The organism is Methylomarinum sp. Ch1-1 (assembly GCF_030717995.2).
Classification (GTDB): domain Bacteria; phylum Pseudomonadota; class Gammaproteobacteria; order Methylococcales; family Methylomonadaceae; genus Methylomarinum; species Methylomarinum roseum.
On sequence record NZ_CP157743.1, the window covers coordinates 223331 to 243847 of the forward strand.

17 protein-coding genes are annotated in these 20517 nt (G+C 52.4%); 11 read left to right on the forward strand and 6 right to left on the reverse strand.

What is annotated here, in order from left to right:
* Position 1 precedes the first annotated feature (1 nt).
* Positions 2-505 carry a peptide deformylase gene (def, locus tag Q9L42_RS01345; protein WP_305906416.1) on the reverse strand — a complete coding sequence of 168 codons (504 nt, stop codon included), beginning with the start codon at positions 503-505 and terminating at the stop codon, positions 2-4.
* Between the two features lie 104 nt (positions 506-609).
* Here def and Q9L42_RS01350 point away from each other — a divergent pair, with 104 nt between their 5' ends.
* The 4 genes from Q9L42_RS01350 (at position 610) to topA (ending at position 5641) form a co-directional block, all read left to right on the forward strand.
* The gene (locus Q9L42_RS01350; protein WP_349431765.1) at positions 610-1635 is read left to right on the forward strand and encodes a LysM peptidoglycan-binding domain-containing protein; all 1026 of its coding nucleotides are present in this window, start codon (positions 610-612) and stop codon (positions 1633-1635) included.
* A gap of 124 nt (positions 1636-1759) precedes the next feature.
* Positions 1760-2812, forward strand: coding sequence for a DNA-processing protein DprA (dprA, locus tag Q9L42_RS01355; protein WP_349432726.1), 1053 nt, complete (start codon positions 1760-1762; stop codon positions 2810-2812).
* Positions 2813-2821: 9 nt separating this feature from the next.
* Positions 2822-3289, forward strand: coding sequence for a DUF494 family protein (locus Q9L42_RS01360; protein ID WP_305906415.1), 468 nt, complete (start codon positions 2822-2824; stop codon positions 3287-3289).
* A 24-nt stretch (positions 3290-3313) separates the two neighbouring features.
* Entirely contained in the window at positions 3314-5641 is a 2328-nt protein-coding gene (topA, locus tag Q9L42_RS01365; protein WP_349431766.1) for a type I DNA topoisomerase, read from the forward strand.
* A gap of 101 nt (positions 5642-5742) precedes the next feature.
* Here topA and Q9L42_RS01370 read toward each other — a convergent pair whose 3' ends face one another.
* Entirely contained in the window at positions 5743-6438 is a 696-nt protein-coding gene (locus Q9L42_RS01370; protein WP_305906414.1) for a 4'-phosphopantetheinyl transferase family protein, read from the reverse strand.
* An 11-nt stretch (positions 6439-6449) separates the two neighbouring features.
* The gene (ggt, locus tag Q9L42_RS01375; protein WP_305906413.1) at positions 6450-8129 is read right to left on the reverse strand and encodes a gamma-glutamyltransferase; all 1680 of its coding nucleotides are present in this window, start codon (positions 8127-8129) and stop codon (positions 6450-6452) included.
* Positions 8130-8358: 229 nt separating this feature from the next.
* Between ggt and Q9L42_RS01380 the strand changes: the two genes are divergently transcribed.
* The 7 genes from Q9L42_RS01380 to Q9L42_RS01410 all read left to right on the forward strand — a co-directional run bounded on the left by Q9L42_RS01380 (position 8359) and on the right by Q9L42_RS01410 (position 15519).
* Positions 8359-9345, forward strand: coding sequence for a hypothetical protein (locus Q9L42_RS01380; protein ID WP_349431767.1), 987 nt, complete (start codon positions 8359-8361; stop codon positions 9343-9345).
* Between the two features lie 240 nt (positions 9346-9585).
* Positions 9586-10464, forward strand: a complete 879-nt coding sequence (locus tag Q9L42_RS01385; RefSeq protein WP_305906410.1) for an NAD(P)-dependent oxidoreductase — start codon at positions 9586-9588, stop codon at positions 10462-10464.
* Complete coding sequence (locus Q9L42_RS01390; RefSeq protein ID WP_305906409.1) at positions 10464-11252, forward strand: hydroxypyruvate isomerase family protein; 789 nt, start codon at positions 10464-10466, stop codon at positions 11250-11252. The genes Q9L42_RS01385 and Q9L42_RS01390 overlap by 1 nt, the downstream gene beginning before the upstream one ends.
* 34 nt (positions 11253-11286) lie before the next feature.
* Positions 11287-11688, forward strand: a complete 402-nt coding sequence (locus tag Q9L42_RS01395) for a VOC family protein (RefSeq protein ID WP_305906408.1) — start codon at positions 11287-11289, stop codon at positions 11686-11688.
* 97 nt (positions 11689-11785) lie between these two features.
* The gene (locus Q9L42_RS01400; protein ID WP_305906407.1) at positions 11786-11926 is read left to right on the forward strand and encodes a hypothetical protein; all 141 of its coding nucleotides are present in this window, start codon (positions 11786-11788) and stop codon (positions 11924-11926) included.
* A 584-nt stretch (positions 11927-12510) separates the two neighbouring features.
* Positions 12511-13140 carry a response regulator gene (locus Q9L42_RS01405; RefSeq protein ID WP_305906406.1) on the forward strand — a complete coding sequence of 210 codons (630 nt, stop codon included), beginning with the start codon at positions 12511-12513 and terminating at the stop codon, positions 13138-13140.
* Positions 13141-13317: 177 nt separating this feature from the next.
* Entirely contained in the window at positions 13318-15519 is a 2202-nt protein-coding gene (locus Q9L42_RS01410) for a putative bifunctional diguanylate cyclase/phosphodiesterase (protein ID WP_349431768.1), read from the forward strand.
* A gap of 128 nt (positions 15520-15647) precedes the next feature.
* Here the strand turns inward: Q9L42_RS01410 and Q9L42_RS01415 are convergent, their stop codons facing one another.
* From Q9L42_RS01415 to hldE, 3 genes are all read right to left on the reverse strand, one after another.
* Positions 15648-17912, reverse strand: coding sequence for a multiheme c-type cytochrome (locus tag Q9L42_RS01415; protein WP_305906402.1), 2265 nt, complete (start codon positions 17910-17912; stop codon positions 15648-15650).
* A gap of 275 nt (positions 17913-18187) precedes the next feature.
* Positions 18188-19054 (reverse strand): 4-hydroxybenzoate octaprenyltransferase, encoded by an 867-nt coding sequence (gene ubiA, locus Q9L42_RS01420; protein WP_305906401.1) that lies wholly within the window; start codon positions 19052-19054, stop codon positions 18188-18190.
* 2 nt (positions 19055-19056) lie between these two features.
* Entirely contained in the window at positions 19057-20478 is a 1422-nt protein-coding gene (hldE, locus tag Q9L42_RS01425; protein WP_349431769.1) for a bifunctional D-glycero-beta-D-manno-heptose-7-phosphate kinase/D-glycero-beta-D-manno-heptose 1-phosphate adenylyltransferase HldE, read from the reverse strand.
* Between the last annotated feature and the right edge of the window lie 39 nt (positions 20479-20517).

Consider the following 20517-nt stretch of genomic DNA (forward strand, 5'->3'; position numbering starts at 1 on the left):
ATTAGCGCTGCAGTCGATGAATCTTTTCCAACTTAGACTGAATCCGCTTTCTTTTCAGCGCCGACAAGTAGTCGACGAACAATTTACCTTCCAAATGATCCATTTCATGCTGTATGCACACCGCCAGCAAATCTCTCGCCTCCATTTCATAACTTTCTCCGTGCTTGTTCAAAGCCTTGACCTTGATGTGTTCGGCGCGCTTAACCTTTTCATAGAAGCCCGGCACCGAAAGACAGCCCTCCTCCGACTCCTCGACACCGTCTTTTTCGATAATCTCGGGATTGATCAAATACAGCGGATCGTGCTTTTCCTCACTGACATCGATGACGATGACGCGCTTATGAACATTGACCTGAGTGGCCGCTAAGCCTACGCCTTTAGCCTGATACATGGTCTCCAACATGTCATCGACCAGCGTTCTGATGCCGTCATCAACCGTTTCGACCGGCTGCGCCTTCGTTCTCAATCTTTTATCGGGAAATTCCAGAATATTCAGAATAGTCACCCAACACTCCACTTAAATAATATTTCAATACTAGAATTCTATCCGAATTCATCTAAACTTTGAATTCAGACAGAACCTTATAAATAAAGTTTCAGGATTAAAATATGGCTTTTCGTGCAATCTTCGGGGCATTTATCCCATTGTTTTTCAGCGCCGCAATCATGGCCGACACACTGAAAATCAACCCGGCCCACCCGGAACAATACATCGTAGTCAAAGGCGATACCTTGTGGGATATTTCCGGTAAGTTCCTACAGCATCCCTGGCAATGGCCGCAATTATGGAAAAAAAATCCTCATATTGAAAACCCGCATCTGATCTATCCCGGCGATCGACTGAGTTTTTCTTATGTCGACGGCGAACCTCGTTTAACCCTGTCCAAAACTGTCAAGCTCAGCCCGACCATCCGCGAGTCTTCGCTAGAGGAAGCCGTTAAATTAATTCCGACCGACGCCATCAGCCAATTTCTGGCCTCGCCCAAAGTGGTCAACGAAAAAGACCTGGCCAACTCCCCCTATGTCATCGACTTTGCCGGCGAACATCTGGTCGCCGGGGCCGGCGACCGAATCTATGTCCGCGCCATCACCGATCCGGAAAGCCTCAGTTATACCGTTTACCGTCAAGGCGAAGCCTACATCAGACCGGGCACCGATGAAATCCTCGGCTACGAGGCTAACTATATCGCCGACACCACATTGCAAACGACTGGCGACCCCGCTACACTGTTGATCAATAAATCCGACAGTGAAATCCGTATCGGCGACCGCCTGATGGTCAGCGCCGCCGGCGAACTGGCGCTGAATTACTTCCCCCATCCGCCGAAAGATGAAATCAGCGGCAGCATCATCAGCGTGCTTAACGGCGTGTCCCAAATCGGTCAACATAACATCATCGTGATCGACCGGGGCTCCGCCGACGGCGTAGAGACCGGTCATGTGTTCGACATCTATCAGCGCGGACGCATCGTCAACGACAACTATCAAATCCCCGGTGAAACCGTCACCGTGCAATTGCCCGACGAAATTGCCGGCGTGTTGATGGTTTTCCGACCCTTTGAAAAAGTCAGCTACGCCTTAGTCATGGAAGCCACCGCGGCCATTCATGTGTTGGATAAAGTTAAAACGCCTTGATTAACGGACGGCTTAGAATGGCGCGCGTTAACCGGGCGCCATCTATCAACTATTTTGTTTTTCAACGCCGTTGAACACACCTCCAGAGCCCCAAGCCCGACACCTCAAATACTGGCTAGCCATGTTGCGCACGCCAGGCATGGGTAGCCAAACCATTCGTCACGTTCTCGAACATCTTGAACCTGCTCGGCTGTTTAGCGCACCACGCACAGAACTGAACGAACTGGGTTTGACTAACGCCACCATCGACGCCCTAAAACAGCCCGACTGGTCCCGCATAGAACATGACCTTGCCTGGCTGGACAACCCCAACCACCATGCCTTGACGCTGCTCGATGAACGCTACCCCAGGCAATTGCTGGAAATCGTCGGACCGCCGCCCGTCCTGTTTGTACGCGGCAATATCGACCTGCTGCATCAGCCGCAAATCGCCATCGTCGGCAGTCGCAATCCGTCCGCGCAAGGCCGGCAAACGGCAATGGATTTTGCCGAAACGCTGGCTCGCTTCGGCTTCACGATTACCAGCGGCCTGGCGCTCGGCATCGACGCGGCCAGCCACCAGGGCGCCCTGAAGGCGACGGGGCACACCATCGCGGTCGCCGGCACCGGCCTGGACAGGGTCTACCCGGCCCGGCATAAAGAACTGGCCAGTGAAATCAGCAAACGGGGTGCGCTGATCTCGGAATTCCCTCCCGGCACCTCCGCCCAAGCCAACCATTTTCCCCGTCGCAACCGCATCATCAGCGGTCTGTGCATCGGTTTGCTGGTTGTCGAAGCCGCCCGGCAGAGCGGTTCGCTGATCTCCGCCCGCCTGGCGCTGGAACAAAACCGCGAGGTTTTCGCCATTCCCGGTTCGATTCATAATCCGCTGGCGCGCGGCTGCAATGCCTTGATCAGAGAAGGGGCAAAATTGGTCGAAACGACCGACGATATTCTTGAGGAGTTAGGTGAATACAATCAACGACATGAAGTGAACGTTCCGGAAAAAAAACAATCAGAGCTTGACCTGGAACAGCAAAATCTATTGAAATTGGTCCAATTCAGCCCCACTTCCATCGATGATCTGGTTCAACAAAGCGGACTTTCCGTTGAAATCATATCATCCATGTTGTTGGTGCTAGAACTACAAGGCTATATCGCCTCGGCAGCAGGCGGCAGCTACATTCGAATTAAATAAACAGCCATAATGAAAGAAGATATTTTTGATGTATTGATCTATTTGTTTGAAAACTATCTCGACAATGAGATCGAGATGTTCGGCGACGCCGATGCGATCGCCACGGAATTGATCGATGCAGGCTTTGAACAACCCGAAGTCAGCAAGGCCTTTGACTGGCTGGAATCGCTGACCGAAGAAAGCACCATTACGCCGGCCGTATCATCGGCTTTCCGGATCTTCAGCGACCAGGAGAAAGCGGCGCTGGACCTTGAGTGCAGAAATTTCTTAATGTTTTTGGAGCACAGTCAAATCTTAACTCCCATCAGTCGTGAAATCGTCATCGATCGGGCCATGGCGCTGAAAAACGAAAACATCAACTTGGACAAATTGAAATGGCTGGTGTTAATGATTCTGCTCAGCCAGCCAGACGATGTCGTCGCTTTTTCCAGAATGGAAGATATCGTCTACGGCCTGATCCCCGCATCATTGCACTAATTCCCTCTCCTTTTTTCACCGGTCATGAGTAAAAACTTAGTTATTGTAGAATCTCCCGCAAAATGTAAAACCATTGAGAAATACCTGGGCAAAGACTACCAGGTATTGGCGTCTTACGGTCATGTCAGGGACCTGGTGCCCAAGGAGGGCGCGGTCGATCCTAACAATAACTTTGCCATGAAATACCAGGTCATCGAACGCAACCTGCGCCATTTACAGGAAATCGGCAAAGCCATGAAGAAGGCCGATACCTTGTACCTGGCGACCGACCCGGATAGAGAAGGAGAGGCAATTTCCTGGCATGTGTTTGAACATTTGAAGGAAAAAAAGCTGCTGAAAGACAAAGAGGTCAAACGCGTGGTCTTTCATGAAATCACCAAGAAAGCGGTGACCGAAGCCATCGAGCATCCCACCGAGCTGTCCACGACGATGGTTAACGCCCAACAGGCTCGCCGAGCGCTGGATTATCTGGTCGGTTTTAATCTATCACCGTTACTTTGGAAAAAAATCCGCCGCGGCTTGTCGGCCGGCCGTGTACAGAGCCCGGCTCTACGCATGATCGTGGAGCGAGAACAGGAAATCGAAGCCTTTAAAAGCCGCGAATACTGGACTCACACCGCCGATGTCAGAGCCGAGGGCCAACCCTTCAAGGCCAAGCTGACTCATTTCGACGGCGTCAAACTCGATCAATTCAGCATCACCGACGAGGCGCGTGCGACCGCTGTCAAGCAAACTCTGCTCGACGCCGCCGACGGCAAATTGATTGTCGCCAAGCTGGAAAAAAAACAACGTCGCCGCAACCCTGCCGCGCCCTTCATCACCTCGACGCTGCAGCAGGAGGCGGCCAGGAAACTGGGCTTCACCACCAAGCGCACGATGATGGTGGCGCAACAACTCTACGAAGGCATCGACCTGGGCGGAGAAACGGCCGGCTTGATCACCTATATGCGTACCGACTCGGTCAATCTCGCGGAAGAGGCGATTAGCGAAATTCGCGAATTGATCGCGGAAAAATATGGCGCCGAAAACGTGCCTAAAGATCCCCGTTCCTTTAAGACCAAATCCAAAAATGCGCAAGAGGCGCACGAGGCCATCCGTCCCACCTCTGCCAGACGCCTGCCGGAACAGGTAAAAAACAGGCTGAGCGCCGAACAATTCAAGCTCTATGATTTGATCTGGAAACGCACCGTCGCCTGCCAGATGATACACGCGACCTTGAACCTGGTCGCCGTCGACTTAAACTGCGGCAGCGACAAGAACGTTTTTCGCGCCACCGGCTCCACGATCGCCAAACCGGGCTTCATGGCGGTGTATCTGGAGGGCCTGGACGACAACAAGGAAAGCGACGACAAGGAAAGCTTCCTGCCGCCGATGGAAGAAGGCCGTCCGGTCGATTTGAACGACATCGTCGCGGCCCAGCACTTTACCGAGCCGCCGCCGCGCTATAGCGAGGCCAGCCTGGTCAAGGCGCTGGAAGAACACGGCATCGGCCGCCCATCGACCTATGCGACGATCATTTCTACGCTGCAAAACCGGGAATATGTCATCTTGGAAAGCAAGCGTTTTTATCCGACCGACGTGGGTCGTATCGTCAATAAGTTCCTGACCGAACACTTTACCAAATACGTCGATTACAGCTTCACCGCGAACCTCGAAGATGACCTAGACGCCGTCGCTCGCGGTGAAAAAGACTGGATTCCGTTGATGAACGACTTCTGGCAGCCATTTATTAAATTGATTACCGAAAAAGAACAAAGCGTCCAGCGCAAAGACGTCACTCAGGAACAGATCGACGAAAAATGTCCGGAATGCGGTAGTCCGTTATCGATACGATTGGGTCGCAACGGCCGCTTCATCGGCTGCACCAACTATCCGGAATGTTCCTATACCCGCAATCTGAATGACGACGGCAGCCAATCCGCCGAGCCGGAAGTCGTCGAAGGCCGCACTTGTCCGAAGTGCGACTCAGCCTTGGTCATCAAAACCGGGCGCTATGGCAAGTTTATCGGTTGTAGCAATTACCCGAACTGCAAGCACATCGAGCCATTGGAAAAACCGCTCGATACCGGCGTCGAATGTCCGCAATGCCACAAGGGCGCGATACTGAAGCGTAAATCACGCTACGGCAAAATCTTCTATTCCTGTTCGGAATATCCCAAATGCAATTATGCCTTGTGGAACCCTCCGGTCAAGGAAAGCTGTCCGGAATGCGATTGGCCGATACTGACCCTGAAAACCACCAAACGTCGCGGCCCCGAAAAGGTTTGCCCGCAGAAGGAATGTAAATACGCGACGCCTTATGAAGGCGATCCTGAAGACGTCAACGGCCCGAAGGAAAAACAATCGGCTTAAATCCCAAGGCGGAACCTCATTCCGCCTTGATGACTTTTCCTCAGACGCTTAATCCGATATATCCTTAGATCGACGGCTGACGCTGCGCTTATCCACCCTGACTACGTTGCATCCCAGGGATAGAGATCAATACCTTTTAGCACAGGGCTGTCGATGCAAACAGTCGCAGACAAGCCTTCATCTAAGGCAATCGCAGCAAGTCGCCATTGTCCGGCATCGCCGTATTGCATCGGAATTTCCACCAGTCTGAGCGGCGCTGCTCTAGCCACGACGACCTTATTCAGTCCCAAGCCGATTCCCCGGCCGGTCGCCTTGACAAAGGCCTCCTTCGCGGTCCAATAGCGATAAAAAGCGATCGTTTGTTGTTCCTGGGGCAAAGCTTTCCAATCGCGCAACTCCGAGGCGGCGAAACACTTACGCGCGAGACCTTCCATCCCGGACCGTGGCCTGACCGTTTCGACATCGACACCGAGCCGGCTGCCTGCCGTGACCGCCAGCAACAACTGATCTCCGGAATGAGACAGGTTGAAACTCAATTCGGGATAATCGGGCAAATATGGTTTGCCATGCTCGCTCCTGGCAATCGCAAGCGCTTCCGGAAGCTGGCCGACATAATCGGCCAGCTTCAAACGCAGGCGGGCGCGCGTTTCTAGATAGCGGTCGCGAACCGAAGGTCTATGCATCGAATCGGCGACGCGCCGTTCTTGTTGATCCAACAACGCATAATAAGCCTCATCGTCACGTTCGCTCAAAGATAAGACGCCATGCCATAGCTCGATATATCCCTGTTGCAACATCGTCCGTCGACTTAACGAATTAACGCCAAGCCCTCGCCCCTGGGATCGCTGGCCGCCGACAACTCGCCCGTTTGTTTATGCTGTTGCACCGCCTGCATATTGCCGTAGCGGTAGCGCACCTCTTTCAGTTGATGTCCCAGCGCCGATAAACCGCTGGTTTCATCGTCGGTCAACCCACCCTTCTCGTATTGAATGACATCCGGGAGATACTGGTGATGAAATCGTGGCACATTGACCCAGGAATCGGGGCCGCGGCCCTCGGCGAAATCAAGCACCGCCAGCAACACCATCGAAATGATTCGGCTGCCGCCCGGTGTTCCCAACACGGCGACCCGCTGATCATCTTCGAGAAAGGTCGGCGACATACTGGACAACATACGCTTGCCGGGCTCGATGGCATTGGCGACGCCGCCCACCAAGCCGTAGCCATTCATCGAGCCGGCCTTGCTGACGAAGTCATCCATTTCATCGTTCAGCAAAACGCCGGTGCCTTCGGCCATCACCGCTGCGCCAAACGGAAAGTTAATGCTCAAGGTCGCCGCCACCCGATTGCCTTCGCTATCGATGATGGAGAAATGCGTGGTATGCCTGCCGCCCGGATTTGCCGTCATTTCGCCGGCCAGCCAGGCGCTGGGCATGGCCCTGTCCTGGCGGATCGAACGCCGCAAACCGGCGGCGTAGTCTTGGCTCAACAGCCGCTCGACAGGAATCTCGACAAAGTCGGCATCGCCCAGATACATGGCGCGGTCGTGATAGGCCCGGCGCATCGCTTCTGCGATCAGGTGTTTGCGGCCGATTTCGTCCAACCCGGACAGCGGATAAGCCGACAAAATATTCAAGGCCTGCAGCATGACGATCCCTCCCGATGAAGGCGGCGCCGCGCTGGTGATGCTGACCCCATGATATTGGCCGCGCAGCGGTTGTCTTTCGATCACCCGATATTGCTCCAGGTCCTGTTGGCGCCAAATGCCGCCGCCTTGACGCACGGTCGACAGCAGTTTTTCCGCCACCTCACCGCCGTAGAACCCTTCACGCCCGTTTTCGGCCAGCCTCATCAGAGTCTTGGCCAGATCCGGTTGACGCAGTATGCTGCCGAGCGCGGGTATTTTTCCGTCCGGCAACAATACGCTGGCGGCCTCGGCATCTTTACTTAACTCGTTAAACCTGAATGCCAGCAATTTCCGGTGCCGCTCGCCGATTGAGAATCCTAACTGGGCATAGCGTATCGCCGGCTGCAACAGCTGCCGCAAGGGCAATGAGCCATAGTTTTCCGCCAAATGCACCAGCGCGGCCGGCATGCCTGGTATGCCGGCCGCTAATACGCCGTTTCTGGACAAGCCGGCAATTACCTCGCCCTGCTCATCCAGGTACATATTCTTATCGGCCGCCGATGGGGCTTTTTCCCGACCATCGATCATCGTCTCGAATCCGTCCCGCTCCCGATGCAGCAACCAGAACCCGCCTCCGCCGAGGCCGGAGCCGGCCGGCTCGACGACAGCCAGCGCCGCGCTGACCGCAACCGCCGCATCAAAGGCGTTGCCGCCTTGGCCGAGGATTTCGAAACCGGCCAGCGTCGCCAGCGGATGCGCACTAGCGATCGCCGCCTTATCGTCAGACGCCCAGGCAGGCGTTAAGCTGAAAATCAATATAATCGAACTAACGCCGATCAAGCGCCGTATCTGTGCCGTCATGTCATGAGCCTTGTCATTCATAAATTGGAACAATCTTCACCGATAAAGCGACGCAATTCAACTAACAGCTAATCAGGTTCGCCAATTGCCGTGTTTATGTTTAAATAGCTTCTCGACGAAAGATTCCATGTTTTATCACTAACAACGGTTTAATCCGACGTCGAATTCGTGGATAACGGACAGTACCGCAAATAACGAAGGGAATAAATCCAACCGAGGGAGATCGACGATGAAAATTGATTTCTTATTGTCCCGCCAAGCTTTACTTCCGCTACGGTTCGCCTTACCGCCAATCTTCGCGATTGTAGCCGGTAAATTTTTGTTCGAATTGCTGGCCTTCGATTTCCCTAATCTAGGTACGCGCGTGGCCGGCTATTTCCTCATGCAGCACGATCAACTCCCCCCATCGGCTGCCTTACTTGAAACAAAAGCCCGCCTGCTCTGGTTGACCAGCGTATTGCTTTATCTCTGCCTCAGCATCGGTTTTGTTGTCTTTCTGTCGAACACTCTGAAAAAAACGGCAGCCGGAAAGCCATGGCCGCCCATTACGATAGTGGTGCTATTATCTTGTGTGGAATTCTTTTATATATTGCATACCGATTCGACTCATAGTCCGATCAAGACACTGTTCCATTTCACGTTCGACGCCTTGGCCGCATCGTCACTATTGAGTTCGACATATCTATTATTTATTCAATATGCGTTGGGGGTGATTAACTTTCTCTCGATCATCATCGCTCCGTTGGCCATCGTCACCAGTTGTTGTTTTCTTTGCCAGCCGGCATCACAGATCGATCAGCTCGGTATCCGATTTGAATGGTTGAAGAAACTAACCGAATTCGCATCGGCGGTCATGATCATCGGTATCATTCACATGCAGTTATGGTTGAGCTGGCCATTGAACCTGATTCCGTCTCATAACGACATCAAGCCGCTGAAGGAAATCATCATGGCGGTGATCCAATATTGGGGCATCTCCTATACCCTGACGATAGCCGCTTTATATATCCCCAGTTCGGCTTATCTGCGCAACCGGGCGCTAGCCATCCATGATCAGTTGACCGTAGCGGACAAGCCTAAGGCACTGCCCTCGTGGCTGATCGACACCCAAGGCGTGCAATCCATCGCTGAAAAAATACCCCAGCTTGCCTCGATCCTAGCGCCCATGGTGGTCGGCAGTATCAGTCCATCCATGACCGAATTGTTTACCTTTTAACCTTCTCCAGCCCCACCGATCTTGGCATAACTGGAGTCTGAGTAAAATTAAATCTTTCGTCTTTCGTCTTTCGTCTTTCGTCTTTCGTCTTTCGTCTTTCGTCTTTCGTCTTTCGTCTTTCGTCTTTCGTCTTTCGTCTTTCGTCTTTCGTCTTTCGTCTTTCGTCTTTCGTCTTTCGTCTTTCGTCTTTCGTCTGAAATGTTATGATTAAACCATACTCTACGATCACCGAATAACAAAATGCCCGATAACTCCTATACGCTCGGCTTCATCGGCATCGGCCTGATGGGCCGACCGATGACGTTGCGACTGTTGCAAGCTGGCTTCAAGGTCAATGTCTGGAATCGTAGCGCCGACAAACTCCGCGCCGTAACCGATGCCGGCGCGAACGCCTGTCATGCGATCGCCGAATTGGTCAAGAATTCCGATATCATCTTGTTATGTTTGGCCGATAGCGCCGTCGTCGCTTCGATCATAGAAAACGAAATCTTGCCCAATGGCGCGGCCGGCAAATTGTTGATTGATCTGTCCAGTATCGACCCTGAAGTAACCCGGCAGCTCGCCGGTAAATTAAAGACAATTTGCGGTATGCGCTGGGTCGATGCGCCGCTATCGGGCGGCACCGCCGGCGCCGAACACGGCACATTGGCGATCATGGCTGGCGGCGAGGCAGAAGACATAGCCATTGCCCGAGACATATTACGGCCTTTGTATCAACGATTGACGCACATGGGGCCGGTCGGCAGCGGGCAAACCACGAAAATCTGCAATCAGATGATCGTCAGTTGCAACGTGCTGGTGATCGCAGAAATGATGGCGTTGGCGAAACAAGCCGGAGTCGATGCGGAGAAAATTCCCCAGGCGCTGGCCGGCGGCTTCGCCGATTCCAAACCGCTACAAATCGTCGGCCCTGAAATGGCGACCGAAACTTTCGAACCAGTCAAATGGCGGGTCAAGACGCTATTGAAAGACTTGAACATGGCGGTCGGTTTGGCGCAGCAACAAGGCGATGCGATACCGATGTCGGGTCTGGCCGCCCAACTAATGCAGCTGCATGGCCAACACGGTTTCCTGGAACAAGACCCTGCCACATTAATCAAGCTCTACCAGAAAAACTGATGTTGCGATTCACCGCCAATCTAAGCCTGTTGTTCACCGAAGTCCCGTTATTGGAACGTTTTCAAGCCGCCGCCGAGGCGGGTTTCAAGGCGGTCGAGATTCAGTTCCCCTATGAGCTGAATATCGATCAGATTCAACAGCAATTGCAGCGCCATCACTTGAAATTGGTTTTGTTCAATGTCGACGCCGACACCTTATTGCAAGGCGGCGAAGGCTTGGCGGGCGTACCGGAAAAACAAGCCCAATTCCGCGAGGCCGTCGGACAGGCATTGGAATATGCCCGGCTATTAAACCCAGAAGTGATTAACGTGCTGCCGGGACGCTGTATAAACAACGAACGTTTACCCGAATATTTAACTACCTTTAAAGACAACCTTCGCCATGCCGCCAACGCTTTCGAACGTATCGGCGTCAAAACTGTATTCGAAGCCGTCAACACCGTGGATATGCCCGGTTTCATGATACACAGCGGTCAGCAAATGCTCGACATCCTAACCGAATTAAAGCATCCGAATCTGGCAATGCAATATGACCTCTATCATATGCACAGAATGGGCGAAGACTGCGACGAATTCCTGTGCGAACATCTCGCTCAGATCGGCCACATCCAGTTTGCCGATTGTCCGGGGCGCGGTGAACCCTGTACAGGGCAAACTGACTTCGACCGCCTCTTCGACATCATCGCCCAATCAGATTATCGCGGCTGGACCGGCGCCGAATACAAACCTTCCGGCACAACCGAAGACAGCCTAGACTGGCTTAGGCGTTACCGCCTAAGCGCGTTATAATCATCGCATCATCATCGCAAAACCACACAGTGAAATGAGCCATATCGAATATACCCTGCATCACGCCAGTCTTATCGTTTCCGACACCCAGCAATCTTTGCATTTCTATGCCAATGTCCTGGGCATGCAGCAGGTTCCGCGCCCCAATCTGCCCTTTCCCGGCGCCTGGTTGAAAATCGGTGCGCAACAACAAATCCACTTGTTGGAACTGGACAACCCGGACCCGACCACCGGCCGCCCCAAACACGGCGGACGCGACCGCCATGTAGCCTTGACGGTGAAGGATATCGCTCCGGTCAAAGACTCGCTGGAAAAAGCCAACATCGCATACACGTTGAGTATTTCCGGCAGACAGGCCTTGTTCTGCCGAGACCCTGACGGCAACGCCATCGAAATCATCGCCGAAGCGGAGCTAGCCAACATGCCTGCCGCATAGTTTCGGCCGAATATCCGCCCTGCGCGGCAATAACAGTCATGGCGCGTGCAAGCAGCCTCCCGCCATGACACGCAGGGCTACCTCATTAAATGAATGAGTGGCAAAACAGAAAATTAACAACAAAGGCATCGCAACCGTAGGGTGGATTCGCCGCCTGGGGATACGCACAACGGCCAATTTTGCCCTGGTGGCGGTTTTTGGCGGCTTGCTTCGCGAAGCCGCCCTACGATTCGAATAGGGTGTGCTGACGATAGGAAGCGCACCGGTTTTTGATGCGCTTCACGCAGTTCAGTACATCCACAAAGGTAAAGTGACGTAGGAGCGTCGCCCTTGGCAGTAGTCCGCATGTCGCTATGCGAAATGCGGGTCAACGAGGTCCTGAACAGTTCAACCGTGACTAGAGTAAGTTAAACGCTTGGGGCGGGTTATTTAACCCGCCCCGCCCAGTGGGATGACGCGATATTAGCCAATGTGTTGGTTCAGGTATCTTTTAATGAGGGAGCCCTACCCCATGACTGTTATTGTCTTGACAAATGAGCGTCCGATAATGTAACTATTCAGCTTAATACTGAGAAAATATTTTATACTAAATAGTCACCCGATAATAAGCTATACTCAAATTCTAGCGAAAATGGCGAACAATGCGCATGAGCGCTGACGACTCCGTCGGCGCATATCCGCCCATTATGTTAGTGACTAGCTCCGGCAACTGACTTTACAAGCTTGACAAACAGATTAAACCAGCAGCTTAATCTTTGATGGGACCGTAGCAATAGGTAAATGAAACGAATGCTCCACATTCTTAGTCCAGATTGAGGTAATATGATTAATGTATTGATAGCCGACGACCACGCGCTGGTCAGAGAAGGATTGAAACAAATTCTCAGCACCATCCCCGATATCAACGTGTTTCGCGAGGCCGCTAACGGCGATGAAGCGATGAAAATGATCCGGGAAAACAGCTGGGATATTCTGCTGTTGGATATTTCGATGCCGGGGAAAAATGTATTAGAGCTTATCAAGCTGGCCAAGAATCAGGCCCCCCACTTGCCTATCTTAGTTCTGAGCATGTATTCGGAAGATCAGTACGCGATCAGAATGTTGCGCGCCGGCGCCGACGGCTATCTTTGCAAGGAAAGCGCTCCCGAACAATTAGTAACCGCAATCCGCAAACTGACCCAAGGCGGCAAATATATCAGTCCCGCCTTATCGGAAAAACTGGTCATCGAATTGCAACCACAATCCGCGATCAGCCATCATAATTTATTGACCGACCGCGAATTCCAGGTTTTTTGCGCCATTGCCTGCGGTCAGGGTATTACCGAAACCGCTGATAAAATGGCGCTCAGCCCGAAAACGGTCAGCACCTATCGAGCGCGAATATTAAAAAAAATGCAGATGAAAAATAACGCCGACCTCATCCGTTACGCCATCGCCAATCAGTTGATTTGATCGAATGCGGCCCTCTCTGGCGCAATAATAGAGCGCAAAGATGAAACGAACAAGTGCGTTTGGACGGTTTTATCCTACAGCAAAATAGTGAATCATCCGACGGCAGCTAACGCATTGCACTGATTTCATTCTCTCGGTATTCGATCATACTTAAGCCGTATATTTAAGGAGAAGGACATGCAAAATACGTTAAGGCTAAGATTGCTGAAAAATGCCGTTCTGCCGGAGATTCATCAAATCCTGCTGACGCCGTCGGCTGATGAAGCCAGTAAATTACAGCAAATCTGCGATAAGCTAGCGCACTCGCTTTCCCGCGAGCTCGTCTGGGGAGGCCTGCTAACACAGTCTAACCAATTGCAACTGACCAGCGTCAGCGGTAAATATAAAAAAAACATTCAAGGCATCAAGCTGCAATTCGCAAAAAACGATGCGGATCCGATTGCACATTGTATTAATCGGCAACAACCCGTCTATCTTAACGATGGACTGAAAGAAATTTGTGAGCGCTCTTTTTCCCATTTGCCAGAGGCTATACAGTCTTTACCGTTAAAACTTTACCCTTTATCGACAGATCAACAATGCGTGGGGATTCTCGCCCTGGAAAACCCAATCCTGGAATATGACTCGGCAGCCGATTTAGTGCAACTCATCTCCCATCATGCCGGCTTCGCATTGGGGGCCCTACACAGCTTTTTATCTCATCAACCGCCACCGCAAGAGCTGAAATTGGCCGCAGCGGTCTTCAATCATTCTCTGGAAGGCATTATTATTACCGATACTGACGGCGCGATTCTGGCGGCTAATGACGCCGTAAGCCGAATCACCGGTTATTCGAAAGCAGAATTAGTGGGAAAGAATCCGCGCGCCTTCAAATCCGACCGCCACGACGAGGAATTCTATCGAGACTTGTGGCGTCAAATCACGACCAAGAACGAGTGGAAAGGCGAAATTTGGAATCAACGTAAAAACGGCGAAGTTTATCCGGAATGGTTGAGTATTTCGGCGGTCAGAGACAGCCAAGGCAAGGTGCAAAACTACATCGGCATCTTCATCGATATCAGCAAACAAAAGGCGGCGGAAAAGCAACTGCTCCATCAAGCCTATCATGACAAATTAACCGACCTGCCGAACCGAGAACTGTTCCTAGACCGCCTGAATATGGCGATCTTGCAGGCCAAACGCAATTTGCAGGAAGTCGCAGTTTTTTTCATCGATTTGGATCATTTCAAATACATCAACGATACTTTTGGTCATACCCAGGGCGACCTGGTCTTACAAAAAATCGCGTTGAAAATGCAGTCCTGTCTCCGTCAAAACGACACGCTGGCGCGCATAGGCGGCGATGAATTCACCATCATCCTACAGGATTTCGACAACCATAGCGATGTCCGTCAGGCGGCCGACCGCATTCTCCGCTGTATCGAGGAGCCGGTCTGTTTTGAAAACCACGAAGTGTATCTGTCCGCCAGCATAGGGGCCAGTTTTTATCCCGAGGACGGCGATAACGCCACCGATCTGATGAAACATGCCGATACCGCGATGTATTCCGCCAAACATAATGGCCGCAAGCAATTGAATTTTTTTCAATCGGGCATGGACGGATACGCCAGCCAGCGTATCGAAATGGAAAATTTATTGAGAAATGCCGTGGAAAACGGCGAATTTGAACTTCATTACCAGCCTCAGTTCGACCTACATAGCGGTCAGCTGATCGGCAGCGAAGCCTTGCTGCGTTGGCGGCGTCCCGGCATTGGCTTGGTGTCACCCCTTCAGTTCATTCCGCTGGCCGAGGAGACCGGCATGATCATGCCTATCGGCGAATGGGTCCTGAACGAGATCTGCACTCAATCCCGCGCCTGGCTGAAAAAAGGCTTGAAGCCATTGCGTATTGCCGCCAATCTCTCGGCTCGGCAATTTTCCTGCACCAATTTAAACCATAACATTAGCACTGTCTTGAATGAATTCAATCTTGAACCCGAACACTTAGAATTAGAATTAACAGAAAGCGCCGCAATGCAGCATGTGGAGACTTCATTGAAAACAATGCATGCGTTAAAGCAAACCGGCGTCAACATGTCGATAGACGATTTTGGCACCGGCTATTCCTCGCTGAATTATCTAAAACAGTTCCCCATCGATCGTTTGAAAATCGACCAATCCTTTATCGCCGACATAGACCGGACCCCTAACGATGCCGCGCTCGTCGCCGCGATCATATCAATGGCCCGCTGTATGGACTTGAAAGTCATCGCCGAAGGCGTCGAAACCGATGAACAACTCAGTTTCTTGCGCATGCATGGTTGCAATGAGGTGCAAGGCTATTTGATGGGAAGGCCGCTTCCCGCCGAACAATTCGGTGAGTATCTGGCGCAAGTCTGAGTCGATTGGGGATTCTAGGGATAACGCCGAATAAATCCATCCCTGGATTTCTCAGCGCTTGCCGATGGCGTAGTACTGAAAGTGCCGGGATCTCCGCCATGATGAGCGAAGCTCCCGGCGGCTTCCGATCACTGTACGGCGAATTGCAACGTAGTCAGCACCGTCGCCTTGTCGGCCGACTCGTGATACATCTTCTTGAAGTCGTTGACCTCCGCCGAGCTATCTTCGAACAAGTCGCGGGCAAAACCGTAGGCCAGGGTTTGATAAACCAGCTCGGCTTTGACGGTATAACTGCCCGCCGGCAAATCGGCGATGCGATAACTGATGCGATCGCTGCCGCCGATAAAGTCGGCATCGTCGAAGGCCGCGCCAGCCACCGCGACATCATCCGGCGCCGTCGCCTTGTCGAAGCCGTTCGGCAACAGGCGGTTGTCTTTCAAATAGCTCATGCCACGCAACAAGGTGTAGGTGACCTCGTTGTTGTTGTCGCCCATGATCGCCTCATAGACCTGCACCTGATCCGGAGACGTGATCAGATTGTAATGCGGCTCGAAGGCCGCCGCATCGACATCGGCATCGACGCCTTGCACGCTGCCGTCGGCATTGACCTTGCCGGATTCGAACACGACATTGTTCTGCGCATCGGTCACGGTGACATGCACGATCGCGCGACGCGACGGGTAGGCGCTGGGCAGTTTGTGTCCGGTCTGGCTGTTGATCTGCAGCGTGAAATCCAATTGACCGGCATTCAACGCCTGACTGACCAGCTCGATATTCGCAGAGCTTTGCAGCATCACTTCGGTCGCCGCCAGGATGTCGATGAAGTTGTTCGACGTCACGCCCAGTTGCTGCTTGTTGTCGTTCAATATATTCAGCATCAGTTTGTTGGCGCCGACAAACTCGTGAATCGCGAAGTTGTCGCGTCCGGACAGCCACATCGGACGGTTGGAAATCGGCACGCCGTTGGCGCGCGCCATATGGCATTGCTGACAGCTTTGCGTGCCGGCGTAATCGCTATGCAGCCACTCCGAATACGGCATTTGTTCAGGAAATTCCGATTCCGGCGTCGTGCTCAAGACATTACCCGCCTCATCGACATAAGGTGTTTTCAGGTTATGACAGGTCGAACACAACTCCGATTCCTGGGTATGGATGCTGTACATCGGCGTGTAACCGGTATTCATGATCATTGGATTCGGAAACAAATTATCATAAGGTCCGTAGATTTCCTTGTTGTTGCCGATTTCATAATGGCCGGTGAAGCCGTCCAGCGTGCCCAGGGTCGGCGCATCCTGAATTTGGTGACATAAGGTGCAGCCGACGCCGTTCATCGCCTCGTCATGACGCGGATGGTTGGCGTCCAGGAAACCGCTGTCCAACACGACGATCGTTTCGTTGTTGCTTTTCGCTTCGAAATTAGCCATCGACGCATGGCAACGGGTACATTTGTCATTGATGACATCGGCCAATTGCGGATTGCGGTTCAGTTCGGTGCGCACCTTGGCCTTCCAAAACGGATCGCGCGCGGAATTGGCCATCATCGTCGCCGACCAATCGGTTTCGATCGACACATCCTGGCCTTGATTGTCGCTCAGCCCGTTATGACACATCGTGCAGTTATCGGAGCCGGCAAAATGCTCACTGGTGAAACTGGCGTTACCGGGCGATTGTGGCGCTAATTGAAAGGTCAGCGCCGAATCGGCTTGCGTCGTGACGCTGAAGGTGTCGCTGACGCCGCCGACTATCAGCGTGGCATCAGCCGTGGTTTGATAATCGGTTGACGACTGAAGTCTGACCTTGACTTGATCACCGTTGACGACGCTGCCGCCGACTGTGGTATAGGCGGCGCCGTTGACCGCATATTCTCCGCCGCTGATGCCGATCGCCGTCGCACTATTGATGCCACTGATCGTGATCATATTAGACTCGATCAGCGAATTCAATGCGACATCGGCTTGGTCGATGAAGCTGAAGGCGTCCGGCGTCGTGTCGCTGCTATTGACCAGCGTCGTGACGTCGAAGCTATCGCTGACGCCGTTCAGATCCAGGACGGCATGGGTCGTCGTCGCATATTGACTGGAAGAGGCCTGGCGGACCGCGATGCTGTCGCCGTTATTTACCTTACCCGATCCACTGCTAAAGGCGCCGCCATTGACCGAATATTCACCGCCGCTGATCGATATCGAGATCGAGGTATTGATACCATTGACGATGATGGTATTGGCGTTGACCAGCGTCGACAAGGGCGCATCGGTCTGATCGACAAATTGAAAGGCGTCGGGAGTTTTGTCCCAACGCATGCCGTTTCTGCCGGCCCAGGCCGATGACTGATAAGACAGGGCCGTGACCCCGATCAGAAAGAAATGAAATAAATTCTGCCGCCAAGCAAACATGCTTTTCTCCTGTTGTTATAATTTTTCCAAAGCCAGGAGAAACGCAAAATCCATACCACAGTAAGAATGATTAGCGTTTAAATTAATTCAAAAAAACTTCGCCTTCACTTTTAATCCATAGCCCTATCATTACAAAGACGTAAAAATCTTCTCAATAAACCCCACTCTTTAATCAAAATTTAAGGTTTTAAAAATATAATTAGAACATTATTGGAAAAATAACTATGTTAAATACCGTCATCAAAAAGCTAGATAACATAGTTTAATGATACGAATCATAAATACTCGAACACTAGACCAACAAACACAGCCAAACCAAACCAGTTGCTGTTCAAAAACGCCTTGAAACAATCGGCCTTAACGCGATAAAAAATCAACTTCTGCTGGTATACAAACAGGCCTGCCGCAACCGTCAACCCGGCATAATAGAAAAACCCCAACTGCTGCATTTGCCCGACCCAGACCAGCAAGCCGATAATAATCACCTGTAATCCAGCCATGATCTCCCGCTCACGGTCTCCGAACAAAATGGCCGTCGACTTGACGCCAATTTTCAAATCATCGTCCTTATCGACCATCGCATACATCGTGTCGTAGACCAGCGCCCACAGCAGCACCGCCAAATACAGCACCCAAGCAACCAAAGGAATATGATTGGTCTGCGCGGAAAAAGCCATCGGCACCGCGAAGCCGAAGGCCATTCCTAAATAGGCTTGCGGCAAATGCGTATAACGCTTCATGAACGGGTAACTGGCGGCCAGGAAAGCCGCGACAAAAGACAGCAGGATCGTATAAAGATTGAGCAACAACACCAGGCAAAAAGACAACAGACACAAGACCACAAACAAACTCAGCGCTTCCTTGGCGCTTACTTTTCCCGCCGCCATCGGCCGCGATTTCGTGCGTTCGACATGCGGATCGATCTTACGGTCGGCATAATCGTTGATCACGCAACCGGCCGCCCGCATCGATACGACGCCGACACAAAAGACGACTAACACCAACGGATCGGGCCGCCCCTCGCCGGCCAACCACAAGGCCCACAAGGTCGGCCATAATAGAATCAACGTTCCGATCGGTCTGTTGAATCGACACAATAGCCAATACTGTTGCGCTCTATCCATTAGCCGCGCTGTATCCATGCTTATTCTCCTCTGATGGTTTTGATGATTGATGTCGTCGAATGACCCTCGATAAACGACAGAACTTTCACTTCGCCGCCGTTGGCCAACACGCTTTCGTGTCCAGCGATTTCAGTGATATCGCTGTAATCACCGCCTTTGACCAAGATATCGGGCAACAATTCGTCGATTAGCTCCTTCGGCGTATCGCTGTCAAACGGCACTACCCAGTCGACGCATTCCAGTGCGGCCAACATTTCCATGCGCTGCTCCAATTTATTGACCGGTCGCTCCGGCCCTTTCAAGCGGCTGACCGAATTGTCGCTGTTGACCAAGACCACCAACCGTTCACCCAGCGTCCTGGCCTGCTGCAAATAACGCACATGTCCCGGATGCAAAATATCGAAACAGCCATTGGTCAAGACGATCTTCTCGCCTTCCCTACGCGCAGAATGCATCGCATCCTTCAATTCGCTCACCGATACGACGCCGCGGCGATGGGCGCGCTGTCCCCGCAATGCATATTGCAATTCTTCGGTGTTGACCGTTGCGGTTCCCATCTTACCGACCACGATGCCGGCGCCGATATTGGCCAACATCGTCGCATCGGCTAAGGATTTCTTAGCCGCCAGGCTGGCCCCCAACACCGAGATCACGGTGTCGCCGGCGCCGGTGACATCGAATACTTCCCGGGCATGAGTCGGCAGATGTAAGGGATTTTGTTCGCTGGCGAGCAAGGTCATGCCCTGTTCGCCTCGGGTAATCAGCAAAGCTTCCAAGTTCAGTTCGGTCAACAGATTCATGCCGCGTTCGACGATCTGCTGTTCATCGCGACACGCCCCGACGACCCCTTCGAACTCGTTCAGGTTCGGAGTGATCAGCGTGGCATTGCGGTAAATCGAAAAATCATGGCCTTTCGGATCGACCAAAACCGGTTTTTTCATCAGTCGGGCCAGCTCGATGAATTGCTCGACCCGGCTTAAAGTGCCTTTGCCATAGTCCGACAGGATAATCACCTGAGCCTGAGCCATTTCGGCGTGATATTGGTGCAACAGGCGATCGCTGTCGGCCTGCTGAAAGCCCCCCTCGAAATCCAAGCGTATCAACTGTTGATGCCGGCTCATCACTCGCAGCTTGGCGATGGTCGGATAATCTTTCAGCGCCTCAAACAAACACAAAACGCCAGCCTGTTGCAGCGACTGCCGCAAGGACTCCGCCGCTTCATCGATGCCGGTGAAGCCGAGCAATGAAACCTTGCTGCCCAGCGCCGCGATATTCAGCGCCACGTTGCCGGCTCCGCCGGGTCTTTGTTCATCATCATTGACATGCACCACTGGCACCGGCGCTTCCGGTGAAATGCGCGAGGTCGCACCGTGCCAATAGCGATCCAGCATCAAATCACCGACCACCAGAACTCGGGCCGCGGAATAATTGGGTAATTGCATAGCTTTGAACGCAGTTTATAAAACAAAATGTTATTATAA